The sequence below is a fragment of the Neobacillus niacini genome (assembly GCF_030817695.1).
Lineage (GTDB): Bacteria > Bacillota > Bacilli > Bacillales > Cytobacillaceae > Neobacillus > Neobacillus niacini_F.
Genome location: NZ_JAUSZQ010000002.1, coordinates 2,466,900 through 2,485,426 on the forward strand (window position 1 = coordinate 2,466,900; position 18,527 = coordinate 2,485,426).

At 37.0% G+C, this 18,527-nt stretch carries 22 protein-coding genes and 1 other annotated feature; of the genes, 14 read left to right on the forward strand and 8 right to left on the reverse strand.

The window, feature by feature from the left end; genetic code table 11:
• Window positions 1–83: 83 nt before the first annotated feature.
• Window positions 84–515, reverse strand: coding sequence for a DUF192 domain-containing protein (locus tag QFZ28_RS12810; protein WP_307194977.1), 432 nt, complete (start codon window positions 513–515; stop codon window positions 84–86).
• A gap of 200 nt (window positions 516–715) precedes the next feature.
• On the opposite strand from QFZ28_RS12810, the gene QFZ28_RS12815 reads away from it, so the two are divergent.
• The gene (locus QFZ28_RS12815) at window positions 716–1,018 is read left to right on the forward strand and encodes an MTH1187 family thiamine-binding protein (RefSeq protein ID WP_307194978.1); all 303 of its coding nucleotides are present in this window, start codon (window positions 716–718) and stop codon (window positions 1,016–1,018) included.
• 265 nt (window positions 1,019–1,283) lie between these two features.
• Here QFZ28_RS12815 and QFZ28_RS12820 read toward each other — a convergent pair whose 3' ends face one another.
• Window positions 1,284–2,108 (reverse strand): MBL fold metallo-hydrolase, encoded by an 825-nt coding sequence (locus QFZ28_RS12820; protein ID WP_307194979.1) that lies wholly within the window; start codon window positions 2,106–2,108, stop codon window positions 1,284–1,286.
• Window positions 2,109–2,327: 219 nt separating this feature from the next.
• Here QFZ28_RS12820 and QFZ28_RS12825 point away from each other — a divergent pair, with 219 nt between their 5' ends.
• The 3 genes from QFZ28_RS12825 (at window position 2,328) to QFZ28_RS12835 (ending at window position 4,413) form a co-directional block, all read left to right on the forward strand.
• A complete protein-coding gene (locus QFZ28_RS12825; RefSeq protein WP_307194980.1) occupies window positions 2,328–3,200 on the forward strand; it encodes a glycoside hydrolase domain-containing protein in 873 nt (290 codons plus the stop codon).
• Between the two features lie 484 nt (window positions 3,201–3,684).
• Entirely contained in the window at window positions 3,685–3,963 is a 279-nt protein-coding gene (locus QFZ28_RS12830; protein WP_307194981.1) for an ArsR/SmtB family transcription factor, read from the forward strand.
• A gap of 66 nt (window positions 3,964–4,029) precedes the next feature.
• Window positions 4,030–4,413 carry a VOC family protein gene (locus tag QFZ28_RS12835; protein WP_307194982.1) on the forward strand — a complete coding sequence of 128 codons (384 nt, stop codon included), beginning with the start codon at window positions 4,030–4,032 and terminating at the stop codon, window positions 4,411–4,413.
• Window positions 4,414–4,600: 187 nt separating this feature from the next.
• On the opposite strand, the gene QFZ28_RS12840 is transcribed toward QFZ28_RS12835, so the two are convergent.
• Window positions 4,601–5,488: a LysR family transcriptional regulator gene (locus QFZ28_RS12840; protein WP_307194983.1), complete on the reverse strand. Its 888-nt coding sequence runs from the start codon at window positions 5,486–5,488 to the stop codon at window positions 4,601–4,603.
• Window positions 5,489–5,837: 349 nt separating this feature from the next.
• Between QFZ28_RS12840 and QFZ28_RS12845 the strand changes: the two genes are divergently transcribed.
• From QFZ28_RS12845 to QFZ28_RS12860, 4 genes are all read left to right on the forward strand, one after another.
• A complete protein-coding gene (locus QFZ28_RS12845) occupies window positions 5,838–6,035 on the forward strand; it encodes a hypothetical protein (protein ID WP_307194984.1) in 198 nt (65 codons plus the stop codon).
• Between the two features lie 71 nt (window positions 6,036–6,106).
• The gene (locus tag QFZ28_RS12850; protein ID WP_307194985.1) at window positions 6,107–6,319 is read left to right on the forward strand and encodes a hypothetical protein; all 213 of its coding nucleotides are present in this window, start codon (window positions 6,107–6,109) and stop codon (window positions 6,317–6,319) included.
• Between the two features lie 132 nt (window positions 6,320–6,451).
• Window positions 6,452–7,285, forward strand: a complete 834-nt coding sequence (locus QFZ28_RS12855) for an NAD(P)-dependent oxidoreductase (protein WP_307194986.1) — start codon at window positions 6,452–6,454, stop codon at window positions 7,283–7,285.
• A gap of 334 nt (window positions 7,286–7,619) precedes the next feature.
• Complete coding sequence (locus QFZ28_RS12860; RefSeq protein WP_307194987.1) at window positions 7,620–8,183, forward strand: class I SAM-dependent methyltransferase; 564 nt, start codon at window positions 7,620–7,622, stop codon at window positions 8,181–8,183.
• Window positions 8,184–8,224: 41 nt separating this feature from the next.
• Here the strand turns inward: QFZ28_RS12860 and QFZ28_RS12865 are convergent, their stop codons facing one another.
• Window positions 8,225–8,389 (reverse strand): hypothetical protein, encoded by a 165-nt coding sequence (locus tag QFZ28_RS12865; RefSeq protein ID WP_307194988.1) that lies wholly within the window; start codon window positions 8,387–8,389, stop codon window positions 8,225–8,227.
• Between the two features lie 127 nt (window positions 8,390–8,516).
• Here QFZ28_RS12865 and argH point away from each other — a divergent pair, with 127 nt between their 5' ends.
• Window positions 8,517–10,040, forward strand: a complete 1,524-nt coding sequence (gene argH / locus QFZ28_RS12870; RefSeq protein ID WP_307194989.1) for an argininosuccinate lyase — start codon at window positions 8,517–8,519, stop codon at window positions 10,038–10,040.
• A gap of 386 nt (window positions 10,041–10,426) precedes the next feature.
• Window positions 10,427–11,941: a malate:quinone oxidoreductase gene (locus QFZ28_RS12875; RefSeq protein ID WP_307194990.1), complete on the forward strand. Its 1,515-nt coding sequence runs from the start codon at window positions 10,427–10,429 to the stop codon at window positions 11,939–11,941.
• A 216-nt stretch (window positions 11,942–12,157) separates the two neighbouring features.
• Here QFZ28_RS12875 and QFZ28_RS12880 read toward each other — a convergent pair whose 3' ends face one another.
• Window positions 12,158–12,304: a hypothetical protein gene (locus tag QFZ28_RS12880; protein WP_307194991.1), complete on the reverse strand. Its 147-nt coding sequence runs from the start codon at window positions 12,302–12,304 to the stop codon at window positions 12,158–12,160.
• A gap of 507 nt (window positions 12,305–12,811) precedes the next feature.
• Between QFZ28_RS12880 and QFZ28_RS12885 the strand changes: the two genes are divergently transcribed.
• From QFZ28_RS12885 to QFZ28_RS12895, 3 genes are read left to right on the forward strand one after another with little or no spacing between them, the layout of a single operon-like run.
• Window positions 12,812–14,080 carry an MFS transporter gene (locus QFZ28_RS12885; RefSeq protein WP_307194992.1) on the forward strand — a complete coding sequence of 423 codons (1,269 nt, stop codon included), beginning with the start codon at window positions 12,812–12,814 and terminating at the stop codon, window positions 14,078–14,080.
• Window positions 14,081–14,138: 58 nt separating this feature from the next.
• Window positions 14,139–14,597, forward strand: coding sequence for a GNAT family N-acetyltransferase (locus QFZ28_RS12890; protein ID WP_307194993.1), 459 nt, complete (start codon window positions 14,139–14,141; stop codon window positions 14,595–14,597).
• 12 nt (window positions 14,598–14,609) lie between these two features.
• On the forward strand, window positions 14,610–14,999 hold the full coding sequence (locus tag QFZ28_RS12895; protein WP_307194994.1) for a GNAT family N-acetyltransferase: 390 nt from the start codon (window positions 14,610–14,612) through the stop codon (window positions 14,997–14,999).
• 168 nt (window positions 15,000–15,167) lie between these two features.
• Here QFZ28_RS12895 and QFZ28_RS12900 read toward each other — a convergent pair whose 3' ends face one another.
• The 3 genes from QFZ28_RS12900 to QFZ28_RS12910 all read right to left on the reverse strand — a co-directional run bounded on the left by QFZ28_RS12900 (window position 15,168) and on the right by QFZ28_RS12910 (window position 16,229).
• On the reverse strand, window positions 15,168–15,413 hold the full coding sequence (locus tag QFZ28_RS12900; protein WP_307194995.1) for a hypothetical protein: 246 nt from the start codon (window positions 15,411–15,413) through the stop codon (window positions 15,168–15,170).
• A 55-nt stretch (window positions 15,414–15,468) separates the two neighbouring features.
• Window positions 15,469–15,756, reverse strand: a complete 288-nt coding sequence (locus QFZ28_RS12905) for a hypothetical protein (protein WP_307194996.1) — start codon at window positions 15,754–15,756, stop codon at window positions 15,469–15,471.
• A gap of 263 nt (window positions 15,757–16,019) precedes the next feature.
• Window positions 16,020–16,229 carry a DUF1516 family protein gene (locus QFZ28_RS12910; RefSeq protein WP_307197018.1) on the reverse strand — a complete coding sequence of 70 codons (210 nt, stop codon included), beginning with the start codon at window positions 16,227–16,229 and terminating at the stop codon, window positions 16,020–16,022.
• Between the two features lie 135 nt (window positions 16,230–16,364).
• Window positions 16,365–16,585: a binding site (T-box leader), on the forward strand.
• Window positions 16,586–16,635: 50 nt separating this feature from the next.
• Between QFZ28_RS12910 and QFZ28_RS12915 the strand changes: the two genes are divergently transcribed.
• Window positions 16,636–18,342 (forward strand): 2-isopropylmalate synthase, encoded by a 1,707-nt coding sequence (locus tag QFZ28_RS12915; RefSeq protein ID WP_307194997.1) that lies wholly within the window; start codon window positions 16,636–16,638, stop codon window positions 18,340–18,342.
• Window positions 18,343–18,527: the final 185 nt, after the last annotated feature.

An 18,527-nucleotide genomic window follows, 5' to 3' on the forward strand; every position in this document is an offset into this window, starting at 1 on the left:
TCTTCTCGTAGAATTTTTACACTTCTACTATCACTATAAGGGCTCTATAGTTACCCAAAACTATATGGAATCTGTTTTGATGATTAATCAAGCTCGACAAAGCCACCTTCTTTGATTTGATTCTTTTCAAACCATCCAATATTGACTTCAAGAGCATAATGATAAGAAAGTTCTGGATCATAAGTTGGACATATATCCTCCTTACAAGGCAACATATCTAGTATTTTTAGTATTTTCCCATCTGAATCCAGAAAAGCAATAGATAAAGGAATGAGGGTGTTTTTCATCCAGAAACCGCCATATGTTTCTCCTGAAAACACAAAAAGCATCCCCTCGTTGTTGGGTAAATTTTTAACAAACATTAAGCCTTTGTCTCTTTTTTGCGGAGTATCAGCAACTTGAACGGTTAAGTGGATTTTCCTGTTTCCACTGACTACTTTTATTATTTTAGTTTGAAGATCTGGTTCTTTTTTTTGACGAAAAAGATAATCCACTAATTTAATCCTATTTTTCAATCTATTCACTCACCTAATCTTTTCTCTTCCAGTACCTATGATACGGTTTTATTGTGGTCTTTGATACTTATTCACTGATTTTCTTATGGTCTAATCGCACCTTAGAGAAACAATTAGTGTTGAATAATTTTCTTCTGATTTTTATCCTGCTTATTTTCATGATATTCTAATGATGAATTAAGAAAACAGGAGGTTATAAAATGGCAATTGTTGATATTACAGTAATTCCAGTTGGGACAGGGACACCTAGTGTTAGTGAGTATGTAGCTGAAATACATAAAGTACTTCAACAGTATGAAGGAAGGGTGAAGTATCAATTAACCCCAATGAGTACGTTAATTGAAGGTGATTTAAAACTATTGCTGGAGATTGTTCACGAACTACATGAGGTTCCGTTTAGGAAAGGATTAAAGAGAGTATGTACAAACGTTCGAATTGATGACCGCCGCGACAAGGAAAACACGATGGAGCGAAAGTTGCAGTCTGTACAAGCGAAACTATAAAGCAATCCGCAAGACATTTTAAATTATTATTTAAGTTATATGTAATAATATTATGTTAACTTAGAAATGAATCCAAAGCTAGGAACCATCTTAAAAATGAATGGGTCCTGGCTTTTAATCGTTTAGGAACATCATGTTTAATGAAAAAGATAGCGCATTCACTCATTAATTGGATCCGAATAAGAAGAGTATCCAAACCCGATACTTTTCAATAATGTAATCATTTACAGCCGAAATCATCTTATGTTGATTTCGGCTGTTAGTTTCATTGATTGATAATTGTATGTTCATGAAGAATGGAGTGAATAATGTGCAAAGAGTTCCATTCCCCCGAAGATAACAGGGTAATGGGATATTTTTTTGGAAATAGGTTATGACTTATCTGAATCGGTGATAACCCATCTTCGTAGAGTTTGATAATATTTGCTTGGAGTTCTAACAAATAATCTAGCTTTCTCTGTAAAGCACCACGTCCGTCCTTTAGGAAGCCAGCATGGCAGCAAAATACCTCTCCAAAATCATAGGTTAATACTCTCGTTAACGAATCAATAATGGTTGGCATGCTTTCTTCACGTAAAATAACCTTTGTCTTCTCCTGACAATACAAGTCCCCAGTAAATAACTGACCCGTTTCACGATTTAGAAACGCCAAATGATCGATAGCATGCCCAGGTGTGTCAATTACGTCCCATATGGCATTTCGGGACGAAAAGGTTTTACCAATGGCGATTGCATGAAAAGGGCGGCGCTTCCCCCAGAAAACCTTTCGATACAATGGATAATCTGGCTTCCTTTTACAATAATCCAGCTTCATATCATTCATATAAATAGGGAGATTCAGCTCTTTTTGTAAAAAAGATGCACAGCCGGTATGGTCTTCATGAAAATGTGTGATCACCACTTGATCAATATCTTGTCGTTTGAAAAAAGGTTGAAACTCCTTTTCTAAGGAAGCGGCACCCGTATCAATGAGAACACCGTCTACGACGAAGCAATGAACATTTAATTTTACCCCTTGAAATGCGACTGTACCGTTTCCAGCCTGAACACCATTTATCGTTTGCTGGATGAAATTTTTCTTAAGCAACATAAAATGAAACCTCCTAAAGCCCTTTGTAAAATTTTAATACAAAATGAATAGTTATTCATTATAATATAAGAATTGTAGAGTTAAATAATAAATAATAATATTATGTTAACTTAAAAACAAATAGCGATATCATTCTAAAGGCGGGGGCACATATCCTCACGCTTCCATACGACTGTCCGAATAAATTGACATAGAAGTCAGAAGTATGGAGGGATAAAAATGAAAAAAGGTAAATTGTTTCGGATCATCTTATTAAGTGCTTTCTTCGTTCTTTCAATAATCCTTGTTTTTTTTCATCAATATTCCACGCCAACAACTACAGAACCTGCGAAAGAACCACAAACTGTAACAGAGACTGGTAAAGAAGGGGAGGCACCAGATAAACCACCTCAGCCTCAAGAATCTGTACAAGAGCCTCAACCTGCACCGCCAGCCCAAGAGCCGTCTCAAATTTTATGGGGAGTCGATACCGCTAGTCCGCTAGACCAAGCATTTTTACAATGTGTAGTGGATAACTATGGCAAGCCTTCTGTCTTTGGAAGATATCTAGAGACTAAGGAAGGGGTATCGGCTGGTTTGACACCGGAAGAAGTGGAGCTTCTTCATCAACAAGGAATTAAGATTATCCCCATTTACAACCATTTTTCAAACGCGACAACCTATGAAGGCGGGGCGCAAGAAGCACAAGCGGCGATTGCCTATGCACAACAGATCGGAATCCCAGAGGGGAAAGCGATTTTCGCAGATATTGAACCGACTTACCCAGTGGATGAAGCATTTATCCGTGGCTGGGTCGACACTTTACTTGGTTCACCATATAAGCCTGGTATTTACGGTGTCTTTACAAACGAAAGTGCTCTTACCACCGCATACCAAGCAGCTATTTTCTCCAATCAGAATGTTCAATCTCAATCCATTATATGGAGTAGTAACCCAGATCCTGGCGTCACTCCACAGGTCAATGCACCACAATTCCAGCCAGGCGCACCCGAAAACGTACCAGTCTCAATTTGGCAATATGGAATTGACGGCGAAACCTGTAATATTGACACGAATCTTATCCAATCCAATATCATAGATTTTTTATGGTAATGGATAGTTGTTAAAAGAGAGTTTTGGAGTTTAACAGGTTCCGTTTCCTTCGCAAACAATAAAAATGTAATGCTAAATGACCTTCAAATTGTATGGTAATTTGGAGGTCTATTTTTTTGTTGATATTATGAAAAATAAACGGAAAAATTCCGGCTAAATTGGGAAATACCCATATTTCCTTAAAAATAAGGGGAGTTTTTCCGCTTATATTATCCAAATCTTTGGATTTTGTCTTATTTAAAGCAGTTAATCGGAATATATCCGCTTATATCCATTATTAAGCCTCACTTATATAAATTAGCAGGAAATTCTCCGCCTATGCATTCTCATACCTACACTCTCTTTATTTTTTAGTTAGAGGGATTAGTCAGTACTAGAATCTTTCGGTAAAGAGTCTTGCAATTTCATGATAGGTCCCTTTGTTATGCAACTCTAAGGTTACTTGTTCTTGACAAGCAACCACAGGGTTACTTATACTCTAAATATGAATTGGGACAAAGACGCCATTTTTAAAGCACTAAGTGACTCAACGCGCAGGCTTATTTTAGATGAACTATCCGACCGTAACGAGCAGACCTTGTATGAACTTACGGTTCGTCTCATTACAAAGCACAATCTTTCCATTTCGCGACAAGCGATAGCTAAACATCTTTCTGTATTGGAAGATGCAGGACTCGTAATATCAAAACGAAAGGGAAAATACAGAGTCATTTTCTTCAACAACGAACCACTTAGAAATTTGCTAAAAAGATGGATAGAGTAATTTTATAAAATCGTAACAGAACTTTTAAAGGTACATGAGCACTAAATCAAAGGAGGCAAATAAAGTATGAAAATCGTTGTTACCAGTTTATTCGTTGAAGATCAAGCCAAGGCATTAGAGTTTTATACAAAAAAGCTTGGCTTTGTAAAAAAGCATGATGTTCCCACCGGAGAATATAGATGGATAACGCTTGTTTCTCCAGATGAGCAAAACGGTACTGAACTTTTGCTCGAACCCAATGTTCATCCTGCCGCAAAGGAATATCAAAAGAGGATATCTTCCGAAGGCATCCCTGCAACGATGTTTGGGGTTGCAGATATTCATGAAGAATATAAACAACTAGTAGAAAACGGCGTAAAGTTTACGATGGAGCCCACAAAAATGGGTGATGTCACAATAGCTGTTTTCGACGACACATGTGGCAACCTTATTCAAATCATTCAGCAGTAGCTTTATAACGAGTTATGCTAGTTCTAACGCTTTTTAGTCGTTAAGTCCGGTGAAGTGTGCTTTATAAATATTAAGCAATAGAAGGCGATTGTTCAATGATGAACAGTCGTCTTTTTAGCAGCTGGTGAAAACCAAGGCCATTATGGTATAAGCGATTTTAAAATAGGTGCCGAACCATACAAATCTTTCATAATTTAATAGGCAATTGTGCCGTAATATACTGGATAAATTCCCGAACTGCAGGTGAAGCATGTTTTCTCTTTTTTGAGATAAATCCTAAATTCCAGGGAATACTTGGATTTTCGATGGTGATTACCTTAATTAAATCTTGATTCATTTTTTTTGCTGTGGGTTTTGGACAAATCGAAACGCCTATGTTTTCTCCAATCATTTCGCTAATAAAACCCCACTCGGAAATTTCATAGGCAATTTTCGGATGAAAACCAGCTTTTAAGCATTCCTGAATAATCAGGTTATAAATCAGTGCTTGGTTAAATAAAATAAAGTTTTCATTTTTTAACTCACTTAATTCAACTTTTTCCCTATGTGCCAATCGATGGGTATAGTGGACGAAGAGCGCTAGTTCCTCATAAACAAAGGGAGTTACATCAAACTCCTTTTCATCTACCGGCAGCATGACCACTCCAAAATCCAATATTCCGTCACGGACTTCCTGTTTAACACTATTTGAATCATTTTCAAAGATATTTATTTTTATATCGGGGTACAGATTATTGAACCCTTTAATGATTTTCGGAAAAAATAAAAAACCAATAATGGGCGGAATACCTATTTTTATTTTTCCTTTTTTTAAATTCATTAAATCATATAGGTGGATGGATAAATCATTGATTGATTCCATAATAATCTCACCTTCCGCCAAAACGATTTCACCTGCGTCGGTTAATTCAATTTTCTTTGCGGAACGGTCAATCAGTTCTACCTTTAATTCTTCTTCCAAACTTTTCACTACTTTACTTATGGTAGACTGTGACAAGTGGAGGGACTTGGAAGCTTCGGTAAAACTTTTGTATTTGGCTACTTCTATAAAGTAAGTTAGATGACGTATGTCCATGAATGTAAACTCCGATCTATGAAAAATATGCATATTTTATATTCTTATTATTCATTTTACTCATAAAAGTATAAGATGTATACTAAGTGTGTCGAATTTGTGAACAAAATTTATTTTGCGGGGAGTGAACGAGGAGAAAACAACGGATTATGTTATCACTTGCGCATAATTGGTTGTTACAGCTGTTCAAACAGACAGGAATTGGTATAGTTATTTTTATTTACTTCGAATTTGAGATGTTTTAATTAAAAATATAAAACTATTTTTGCCTACCTCTGTAACGATTAAAAACTATAAAATGCGTAGCAGTCATCATTAAGAACTAGAGAATAAAGGGGAAAAATTACAAATGGATCTATTAGGATTACTGGGGATATTGTTAGGTATAGCAACAATTATTCTATTTATTATTAAAAAGTTCAATATTATCATTGCTGCACCGATAGCGACGATTGTCGTGTTATTGTTTAATGATGTACCAATACTAGAATCCGTTTTTGGTAAAGAAAATTCATATATGACAGCGCTTGCTAAGTTTGTTGGATAGGCGGTATTACGGCTTCAACTGTTGGAGCAATTGGCATTTCTGTTGCGAATTTTGCCCCTATCTATTTAGAAATGGGACTAGATCCAGAAACGGTTCACCGTGCAATCGCAATCGGTTCTGGTGCTCTATCCATTGTTCCTTATTCGGGATTCCTGATTATTTTTAATAATTTAACGGGACTAACGATGAAAGATACCTTTAAAAATGGATTTATCAGTATAAGTGTTACCCATTGGATCGCAATGACTGTTATCGTTATCATGGCGCTCTTGGGTTTAGCTTAATAACTGTAACAAGTTTTCAAACTTGATTACGAATGATTTAACAATGACGAAACATTAAGAACTTTATTTGAAAGTTTTTTATGTGATAGATTTAATGACTGAAAAATATAGAACAAAATGGAGGAATTTATCATGAGTAAAAAAATTGGATTTGTAGGTTTAGGAACAATGGGCTTCCCAATGGCAGTTAATTTAAAGAAAGCTGGTTTTGAAGTAATCGGTTATGATGCGTATAAAGGTGTATACGAGAAGGCAGAAGCTGCAGGATTCACAATGGTAGAAACATTAAAAGAAGTAGCGGAACTAGCTGACGATGCCATCATTTCAATGGTTCGTGACTATGCCCAAAATGTTGATATTATATTTAGTGAAGGTGCTCTATTATCTGCCCAACCTAAAGATAAAACCATTATTGTTATGAGTACACTTGACCCTGACACCATGAATGAATTAGGCAAAAAAGTCGAAGCAGAAAGTGAATTCAGATTAATTAGTGCTGCAGTTAGCGGTGGTGCTTCAGGTGCTCAAGCTGGGACATTATCAATTATGACATCTGGTTCAGAAGAAATCGTGAAATCTTTTAAAGCCTACTTTGACGCAATTGGATCTAATACTTTCTACTATGGTGAGGAACCAGGCAACAGCCAAGTAGCAAAATTAGTTAATAATATGATTCTAGGTATTAACATGAATGCTGTAGCGGAAGGACTTAAATTAGCGAAATACTATGGTTTACCTCAAGAAGAGGTTGTAAGCTTGTTAAAGGTGAGTACAGGTGATAGCTGGGTAGCTAGAAATTGGAGCGATGTTTCTGAATGGACAGCGGACACTGCCTTGGCTGTTTTACTTAAAGACTTAAAAGCGGCGTACAACGAAGGGCTTAAACACAATGTAACTTTACCATTCAATGCCTTATCATCTACGCAATTATTTGACTCAATGGGAAAAGAAAAACCAAAAGCTTAATAATTTAATAAATTGACTGATTATACAATCTATCAAATAGGAAAGTGTACTGTGTTAAACAGAATGCTTTCCTTTTTTTGTTTACAGTGAACATTAGTAGAAGATCCTAGCTGTCATTTAAGCGGCTTATTTGTGAAAAACGGAGCAGAATACTTCAATAAGTATTCACAAACAATCTCGAATCTAATGGTAACTCCCATTTCAATTCCGCTGAATGGCGAAAGATCGATACAATTAAAATAGTTTGAATTATATGTAGATTTAAAGAGAATTATGTTAAAATCTAGTAATATAGCAAGAGATTTGCCCCATGAAGATACATAGGAGGTTTTGTATGAACACAAAAGACAAATGGAATTTAAAACATCTGGATCGAATCACCCAGCTAAAGGAACCTCAACCAAATCCAAGATTAAAGAAGCTGGCCTCTTATTTTAAGGAAGGCGGTACGGCCTTGGATATCGCTTGTGGTCTTGGTGGAAACAGTTTGTTCCTTGCAGGGATGAACAATCAAGTGGAGGCTATTGATATTTCAGACGTTGCAATCAACTATGTACAAGAACAGGCAGCGAAAGATAATTTACGTGTGCAGCCTCGCGTAACCGATCTAACAGATTTAGATACTCTAAATTGGCCGAATAACCCTTTTGACTTTATTGTTATGTCCTATTACCTAGATCGCTCACTGTTTCCTATTGTAAAGGATGTTTTAAAAGATGGTGGTTATTTTTTTATGGAAACCTACTATCAATCACCATACATAGAGGAACAAGGAGTATCCGACCAATATAAATTAAAGTCAAATGAATTGTTAACAGAATTTGGAGATTGGAAGGTTCTTTATTTTGAAGAGAATGAACAAGAAGGCTGGCAATCAATCTTTTGCCAGAAACGCTAAGGATAGTTTGAACCGCATTATTAATGCGGTTCACTTTACTATTAGGACATTTTATTGTCGTTAAAATCAGAGGAGTCGTTGTAATCATACCGAAACCCGTCTTCTTGAGCAGGGATACTTTTGTTCGTTTGCATTGTGTCTGTTTCATTTGTTAGTACCGATTCATTGTTTAAACCTTTGTTTGATTTCCCATTCTTTGACTTCATCTGCGTTAGCCTCCTACATTAGATTATTATCTCACCTATTATCTCCCATTTTTATAGGCAAAAACACAACCTGCAAATTATTTCATATTTTAAATTATAAACAGTGAGACAGAGGGGATGGACCAATGTGAAAAGCTCACTTCGAGAGCAAGTTTTAAAAAAAGAAGGTACAACTTTTCCTTCTAAAACCTATACATCTATGGTACTTGAACCTGCCTATAATGAGGCTAAGCAACAATTTATAGACTCCATGATGGAAATTCATTATGCCCATTTAATCATGCTTACAGAGCAAGGAATTGTTGGAAAAGATGAAGCAGAAAAAATTGCGAAAGCAGTTTCTAACTTAGATGTTGAAGATGTTAAAAGAAGAAGCTATACCGGTGAATTCGAGGATTTATTTTTTGAAATCGAGCATTCTTTAATGGAAGATGCAGGTGATGTTGCAGGGAATCTTCATATCGCAAGAAGTCGAAATGATATGGGAATAGCCATTTACCGCATGACATTGAGGAAGAAACTATTAATCTTGATAGAAAAAGCGCTAACCCTTCGCGAGGGGCTTATCGAATTGACCGACGAGCATAAAGAAACCGTGATGATTGGATATACGCATACTCAACAGGCGCAGCCAACCACATTGAGTCATTATTTAAATGCAATGACTGATATGCTTACACGTGATATCTACCGTCTTCAAGCATCTTATAAAACGGTTAATCGAAGCAGTATGGGAGCAGCAGCCTTAACAACGTCAGGATTTCCGATAAATCGGGAACGGATGAAAGACCTCCTTGGCTTTGAGGACATGATTGATAATGCCTGGGATGCGGTTGCAGGCGCCGATTATATTGCCGAGACGGCTACTGCTGTTCAGTTATCCGCATTAAACTTAGGAAGATCGATGCAAGACTTCTTATTATGGGGTACACAAGAATATGGTGCATTTCTTGTTTCCGCACCATATGTGCAAATAAGTTCCATTATGCCGCAAAAGCGAAATCCTGTTTCCATCGAGCATATGAGAGCTCTCTTATCTAGTGTAGCAGGAGATTGCCAGACCGTTTTACTGATGGTCCATAATACACCATTTGGAGACATCGTTGACACAGAGGATGATATGCAGCCGTATATCTGGAAAGCGATTGAAAGACTCGGCGGCATCTATGATTTATTAACGTCTGTTTTACTCACGATGGAGGTCAATAAAGAAACCCTACTGAAAAGAGCAAAAGAAAGCTTTGCCAACGTGACTGAATTGGCCGATACTATTGTACGAATAGATGGTCTTTCATTCCGTCAGGCTCACCATGTTGTAAGTTTAACGGTTAAGGAATTAATGAAGAATGGAGAAACTTCATTACAAGCATTAACTTTGGAGCTTTTAAACGAGCAATCAAAAAAGGTGGTAGGAAAGGAATCTGTTTTAACTGAAGAAGAATTAAAACTATGCCTGAGCCCTGAATATTTTGTTAAAATTCGGGACCTACAAGGCGGACCAAGCCCCTGGAGGATGGAAAAAACAATCAAGGTTCGAAAAGATCAACAGGAAGAATTAGCAAACTGGTTAAAGGAAAGACAAAATCACCTTACTACATCAGCCGCAAAGGTTAAGGAGATTATCAAGAAATGGACTGAAGTCCATGAATAAAAACAACATTAAACAGCTTGCGGTCGACGCGGTGGAATAATTTTTTTACTTTTGATAATTACAGGTATAAAATAATGAATAGTAGGAAAATAATTGAAATATAGTGCTAATGAAATTGCCAGCCGAAGCCTTAACCATTGAAGTAGAAGATGGGTTAAGTCTTCGGTTTCTGTGTTCTAGACCTATAAGGGTGAATTTCTTATTTCCTATAAGCTTTTAAATTATTTAAAATTATCATATAATAGTATATAGTTAATTTATTAATAACATAACAAACTTATATATGGAAATAATCAAGACAGAAAAGATATGTGACTTGGTAACGCTACCAACGTAGCGTTACCCTGCAGCTTTCTTCAAATTTTTAAAAGAAAAGGTTGATAAAAATGAGAAACGGAGAAATGAGAACAGACGTCATATTAATCGGCGCCGGAATCATGAGTGCCACTTTAGGGACGATCTTAAAAGAATTAGTACCAGAATGGGAAATAAAAGTATTTGAAAAGCTCGAGAACGCTGGCGAGGAGAGCTCTAATGAATGGAATAATGCAGGAACAGGGCATGCTGCATTATGCGAGCTTAACTACACGTCAGAAAAACCGGATGGATCTGTAGATATTAGTAAAGCAATCAGTATTAATGAGCAATTTCAGATTTCCATGCAGTTTTGGTCTTATCTTGTAAACAGCGGGCTGGTACAGAATCCGCAGGAGTTTATCAGACAATTGCCGCATATGAGTTTGGTTCAAGGCGAAGAAAATGTAACTTTTTTAAAGAAACGTTTTGAAGCGCTCACGAAAAATCCGTTATTTCATGGGATGGAATTTTCTGATGATCCGGAAAAACTGATGGACTGGATTCCTCTCATTATGGAAGGCCGGAAATGGAATGACCCTATTGCGGCAACAAAAATCGACACTGGTACGGACGTCAATTTTGGTGCGTTAACGCGTATGTTGTTTAACCATTTAGAAAATAAAAATGTAGATATCAAATATAATCATAGTGTTACTGATCTTAAACGCACCAGCGATGGCATGTGGGAATTGAAGGTTCAAAATCAGTTTAGCGGGAATGTCAAACGCCATAAAGCAAAATTCGTCTTCATTGGAGGCGGAGGAGGAAGCTTGCATTTACTGCAGAAATCCGGTATTCCTGAGGGGAAAAATATCGGTGGTTTCCCAGTAAGCGGAATCTTTATGGTATGTAATAATCCTGCTGTTGTAGAGCAGCATCATGCAAAGGTATACGGGAAAGCAAAGGTTGGCGCTCCGCCAATGTCTGTTCCTCATCTTGACACAAGATTTATCGACAATAAGAAATCATTGTTATTTGGTCCATTTGCCGGTTTCTCACCAAAATTTCTCAAAACGGGCTCTATGCTCGATTTAGTAACCTCCGTAAAGCCAAATAATGTTTTAACGATGTTAGCGGCAGGTGCAAAAGAAGTGCCATTGACCAAATACCTGATCCAGCAAGTATTGCTATCAAAAGAACAGCGCATGGAAGAGTTACGTGAATTTATCCCGAGCGCGAAAAGTGAGGATTGGGATTTAGTAGTAGCGGGCCAACGTGTGCAGGTTATTAAAGATACTGAGGCAGGCAAAGGAACGCTGCAATTTGGTACGGAAGTTATTACGGCTTCGGACGGATCAATCGCAGCATTACTAGGGGCTTCTCCAGGTGCATCTACTGCCGTTCACGTTATGCTTGAGGTCATAAAAAAATGCTTCCCGCAACATGTCAAGGAGTGGGAACCGAAAATCAAGGAAATGATTCCTTCGTATGGTGTGTCACTTATGAAAAATCCAGATTTGCTACGCGAAATTCATTCATCGACTGAGCAGTCGCTCGGCTTAAAAGAAAAAGAAGCTAGCTTACAGCTAGTTCAAAATTGGTAATATCCATATACACTTTATAGAGCAGACACGTTACAAGTTTTTATTCACAACTTGTAACGTGTCTGCTTTTTTATGATTGGTGATATGTATGATGTGATCCTCAGTATCGTTCCCTTTTATTGATTATTATCAGTTTAAGGGATTGATTCTCCAAGTATTGTTCCCTTATCATGAATTTTTGCCGGTTAAAGGGAACGATTCTACTAGGGATTAAGACTATTCACCTGCATCACCATCATCACTGTCTCCATTATCACTGCTCATATCATCTTTACTATTCTTAAAATAATCATTAAATATATCAATCAATGATTTCTTTTGTTCATTTGGTTCATCTTCAAATGAATTGGAACTGTTACGCAAAAAAGTTTGGAGCGAGTAGATTTCGATTGCTTGGTTTTTATTTTTTATAAGTATAAAAAGTAGAATGGAAAAGATTATTAGTATAAAAATTGCAAACAAGACTATTTTTAACATAACACACATCCCCAACTTGTCCTTTTTTTATTGTATTTTTGTTATTACATAGGTATTCCGTCTATTCAAATAATCATCGATTATTTATTTTCGGTAATTTCTTTGAATTGAGACTAGCAGGCTAACAGACATTGGCCAGGGAGTGTAAGGATATCGATCCATAGAAAAAGATTTATGCAGCGTAATTCGGTATCTGAAAATTTGCTCTGCCTTTTTATTGAATCCAGGCTATGGAAAATAGAATAAAGTTTCATCTTTAATAAAATTTTCCAAATTTAGATAGATATTTACTAGTAAATTATTGTTATAGTTTATAATGTTATTAACAGCTGGGTAGCGAGAATTCCAATATTGCTTGATTTAACAAAATACAAACGGAAGAGGATATTCAAAATGAACAAACAGGAAAGCAGCTATAGATGGGTTGTTTTTAGTACCGTTTTATTGGCTTACTTTATCATAATAAGCCAAAGAACTGCTCCAGGACTTATCACGGACCAATTGATGAATGATTTCCATGTTTCCGCAGCTGTAATAGGTCTTATGAGTAGTTTTCAATTTTTTGCTTATGCAGGATTTCAAATTCCAGTAGGGTTATTATCAGACAGGTATGGTCCCAATCGATTTCTTATTTTGGGTACCATCATTACTGGAGTAGGCTGTATTATTTACAATTTTTCGCCAAATGAATATGTTTTGATCTCCTCTCGATTTTTGGTTGGTATCGGAGATTCGATGATTTTTATCAATCTGGTTATCATATTGAGCCAGTGGTTTAAAGCAAATGAATTTGTAAAATTATTGGGTGTGATTTCGCTTTTTTCGAGCCTAGGCTCATTAATGGCTACACTTCCTTTTTCCGTTTGGATTTCATTTACAGGGTGGAGAACTCCTTTCCTAACCATAGGGATTATATTAGTATTATTATCTTATTTTCTATATACTGTCCTTGTTTTGAGACCTGAAAAAATCTTTAAAAATGATTTTAATACGAAAAAGAAAAGTACCAAAAATCGAGAAAGCTTTTGGTTGATACTGCGCCGAACGATCTCTGCACGTCAAGCATGGGCAACGTTTCTCTGTCACTTTGGGCTAGTTGGTGCGTATGTAGGATTTATCGGTTCATGGGGAGTGCCGTATGGAATCCATGTACTGGATTTATCCCGTTCAGAAGCGAGTCAGCTCATGATGTATGGTCTTTTTGGAGCCATTCTCGGCGGTCCTTTAATTAGCTGGATTACAAGTAGACTAGGATCTATGAAAAAAGTGTATACCTTTGTTCACATCATTACCTTTTTAAGTTGGGGAGGACTGTTTTTATCAGGAGTGGACCCTTCATTTATACTTGTAGTCGTTCTGTTTTTCCTCGTAGGTTTTGGAAATGGTGCAAGTGCATTGACATTTGCAGTGGTGCGGAAATCCTTTCCTATTGAAGAGGTAGGGGTAGTGACAGGATTTTCCAATATGGGTGGATTTATAAGCGCCGTTTTGTTGCCAATTGTTTTCGGAAAGGTATTAGATATATTTCCTCAAGAGTCTATCGCTATTGGATATCATTATGGATTTATCATACCTGTTCTGTTTTCTTTGATGGGAGTACTAGGTGTCATCATGATTAAAGAGGAAAAAACGGAGGAAAAAATCGTGTTAAATCCTTTATAATAAATGACTTAATTCGTATTTTTTCACCAATGCAAGAAGGTACAAAGGGGATACAATTATGAAAATTGTTGAGCTTCAAAAGGGGAATGAATTTTTGGAGGAAGGCATTCAGGTATTTTGGAATGTTTGGGGAACAGAAGATAATTATAAGTTTTACCAGGATTGTATTCTTCATTCGGCTGAAACATCTGAAGACCTGCCAAGATTCTATGTGGCAGTAGAAAATGAAAATATTATTGGCACGTATGCTATCTTGAGAAATGATATTAATTGCCGCCAGGATTTATGTCCGTGGCTTGCATGCCTATTCGTTGATAAAAAATACCGGGGGCAAGAAATAGGCGCGAAGCTTTTGGAACATGGTTTGAGTGAGGCTGCCAAAAAAGGGTATAAGAAGCTTTATTTGACAACGGATCTAGAAAATTATTATGAAAAATACGGATGGGAACATAAGGGAATTGCGTATGGACCAAGTGGCGGGCATTTGAAAATTTATCAAAAAAGTACTGGTATTTAAAAAATGAATAGTATGAGAATAGTGGACTCGGGCACCATTCATCCCTCCATTAGAAAACTACTTTCCTTAGCCACTTCAATGGAAAAAGTTGAAATAGAATATAAGAATTACATAAATTACCCGAACAGGACCTTATTTGCATTTCAGTTGGAAGGGGAAAATGTAGGCTGTATTGGGGTTGAGATTAGTCGGTTAAAACTATGCGAAATTAAACATATTGCAGTTTCTTCAGAGCTTAGAGGAAAAGGGATTGGCAGTAAAATGATCAGTTTTGTTCTGGACATGTACCCATCGGTATTTGCCGAAACTGATTCCGACGCTGTTGAATTCTATCGTAAATATGGTTTCAAGATCACGAGTTTAGGAGAAAAAATACCCTGGTGTCGAACGATTTTTATGTGAATACTAGGTGGGAGTTTTTGATATGGAAAAAATAACTGTAGCTGTTGTAGAAAAAAGATAAAATTAAGATTAAGACTTGAAAGGATCCAACCTGCCAAGTCTTCTTTCATTTCATTTGTAGAATAGTGCTTTAGATTATTCGAAATGGACGATATCTGTATAGGTATCTTATCCTGCTGTTGGAGGTATAGGATTCAGAGGAATAAATTGTGTAATATCACAGATGCTGATAAACAATATTTCAGCATTAAAAAAGGCAGGGCCAAGACTTGGTGTATAAAGAGTTTTTACAACCCGTTCCATACGAAGGATTTTATCGTCAATTACCTCAATGATACTTCCTTGAATAGAAGCCTTATTCCCTTCAAAAATGATTCCAAAATGATTTTCAAACTGCTTCAGTTTTTCTGCCATTTCCTCTGCACAATTGCAACATTTATCCGCCACTTTTATCACCCTTTCTGTATTTTTATTGTTTAAGATTGTTTATTACAGAGACCAAATCTTCGGGGATGGCCCCTCCTACTGCTGGTGCTGGTCCAAAAGGAATGAATTCTGTAATGTCACAGATACTAATAAACATTAAATCGACAGAGTGAGTGAAATTCCCACTTGGCGTATAGAGAATTTTGACCACTTGCTCATACTGAAGCACTTTTTCATCGGTTATTTCTCTGATAACCCCAAATGAAGAAGATTGATTTCCTTCGAAGATAATAGCAAAATGATTTTGAAATTGCCTCAATGTTTCAGCCATTGCTTCTACGCAATAACAACAGTTTTTTTGATATTTAATCCCATTTTCCCCATCCTTTCACTATAATGTACATTACTATAAGTATGAAATATGGACAGGTTTGACCGATTAAATTGTCTATGTTAAATGACCATTTTTAATTTTTGGGTATCAAAGGGGACCGTTGAAATAACTTCCAAGAGTATGTGCCCCACTTATAAATTTGCCTAAATAATAAAAGGAATGCTTCATTAGTGACAGGCACCATGAATCACTCTTTTTAATTATTTTATTAAATCAAATCCCATTGGCAGTGTAAATCCTAGTGCAAATAAGAGAACTAGGACGATAGAGAATGCAATCCAGATTACGTCTGTTTTCTTTCCTTTTTGTTTCCGGACGATTACCATTTCAAACAGACCAATCATGAGTAATGTTTTCAAGTAGTATGAAAACGGAATCGAATAAGCTGCAAAGAAGAATATAAAGGGAATCTAAAGTAAGTATTAAACTTTTCTTAAATAGATAAGCGCAAAAAAGGATTTTGATAAATTCAAAAAGTTGAACAATAGGTCTTGGAAATTATCAGAATTTAGTATAGAATAGAGAAAATATACAATTCAAATGATAAAAACACAATGATTGGGAGTATTAAGGAATATTTATTGCTAAGAGAGCTGTCGGCTGGTGAAAGACAGTCAATAAATTCCCCAACTCGCCCAGGAGTGGTAAGGCTGATATGTAGGTCTTAACGGTTGACCACCGTCATTAAGTCTTAAAGTGGGTTCGTTTGTATCCTAAACGAACCAAAAAGAGTGGTACCACGAAGGCAAAGCCTGTCGTCTCTTATGAGATGATAGGCTTTTTTACGTTTATAAAATGAAAAGGTGGTTGTTTTGAATGAGAAATATTGAAAAGTATTCCAGAGGATATTTTATGCCCCCAGTAAAAAGTTTGAAATGGACAGAGAAGGAGTACATAACGGAGGCCCCTACTTGGTGCAGTGTCGATTTGCGAGATGGTAATCAAGCATTAGTCGTGCCGATGAGCCTTGAGGAAAAACTAGAATACTTTCAGCTGTTGCTGGAAGTAGGTTTTAAGGAAATAGAAGTGGGCTTTCCCGCTGCATCCGAAACAGAATTCCAGTTTTTGCGTACATTGATCGAACAGGATTTGATTCCAGAGGATGTTACCGTCCAAGTGTTAACACAATCTAGAGAGGCTATCATTAAAAAGACATTTGAAGCGCTTGAAGGTGTAAACAAAGCGGTTGTGCACCTTTATAATTCTACCTCGGTGGCACAGCGTGAGCAGGTATTTAAAAAATCCAATGAAGAAATCATCGATATCGCGGTAACAGGTGCGAAATTGCTTAAAAAATATGCAGCTGAGACAGAAGGAAACTTCCAGTTCCAGTATTCACCAGAAAGCTTTACGGGTACAGAGATGGAGTTCGCACTGGAGATTTGTAACGCGGTTCTTGATATTTGGCAGCCTACTGCTGAAAATAAGGTGATTATTAATCTTCCAGCTACTGTATCCATGTCAATGCCTCACGTTTACGCGAGTCAAATTGAATTTATGGGAGATCACCTAAAGTACCGGGACAATGTTATCCTTTCTTTACATCCACACAATGACCGAGGAACGGGAGTGGCTGATGCAGAGCTTGGAATGCTTGCTGGAGCGCAAAGGGTTGAAGGAACACTGTTTGGAAATGGTGAAAGAACCGGTAACGTCGACATCGTGACCCTTGCATTGAACATGTATTCACATGGGGTGGATCCACAGCTTAATTTTGATAATATCCGTGAAATTATCGCTAAGTGTGAGAAATTAACAAAAATGAAGGTCCATGAACGACATCCATATGGCGGCGACCTCGTCTTTACTGCATTCTCAGGTTCCCATCAGGATGCGATTTCCAAGGGGATGAAATGGCGTGAGGAAGAAGAACGTCAGTACTGGACAGTCCCTTATCTTTTGATTGATCCAAAGGATATTGGAAGAGAGTATGAAGGAGATATCATCCGAATTAACAGCCAATCTGGCAAAGGGGGTATTGGCTATATCCTTGAGCAGCATTATGGGCTTGATATGCCTGCAAAAATGCGTGAAAACTTCGGGTATAAGGTAAAAGATGAGTCTGACCGTATGCATAAGGAAATTAAGCCAGATGAAATCTATGAAATTTTCAATCATGAATATGTGAATATTAGTGCACCGCTCTCGTTTAACAATTACCGACCTACCCAAGGCAACCATTACGAAACGATTGTTTCAATCAGTATAGATAACGTAGTGCATGAATTTACTGGTGACGGGAATGGAAGACTTGATGCAATCAGCAACATTCTTCAAACCAAGCTCGATATCCAATATAAAGATTTAGTTTATAAGGAGCATGCGCTTGAAAGTGGGTCCAAGTCTAACGCTGTTTCTTATGTGGGTATTACGTCTTTGGATGGTGCTGAATATTGGGGCTGCGGGATTGACGCTGATATTATGACGTCCTCTGTAAAAGCTTTGTTTAGTGCCGTTAACAACATGATAACCAACCTTAATGCACCAATAGGAAAAGGATTTTCTCTAAATAAAAGAAGCTAAAACCATAACAAGAACCAACAGCAAGAAATATACATGCTGTTGGTTTTTTTATTTCAGTTAGAATATGAAACTTTCATCCTGCGGGTGAATAGCATGTAGGCAAAGAGGATTGCCCATATTGTTCAGTCAGCGGAACTGGAAATGAGGCGGTTCCATCAAAAAGTAACCGATAGATTGGAGGTAAG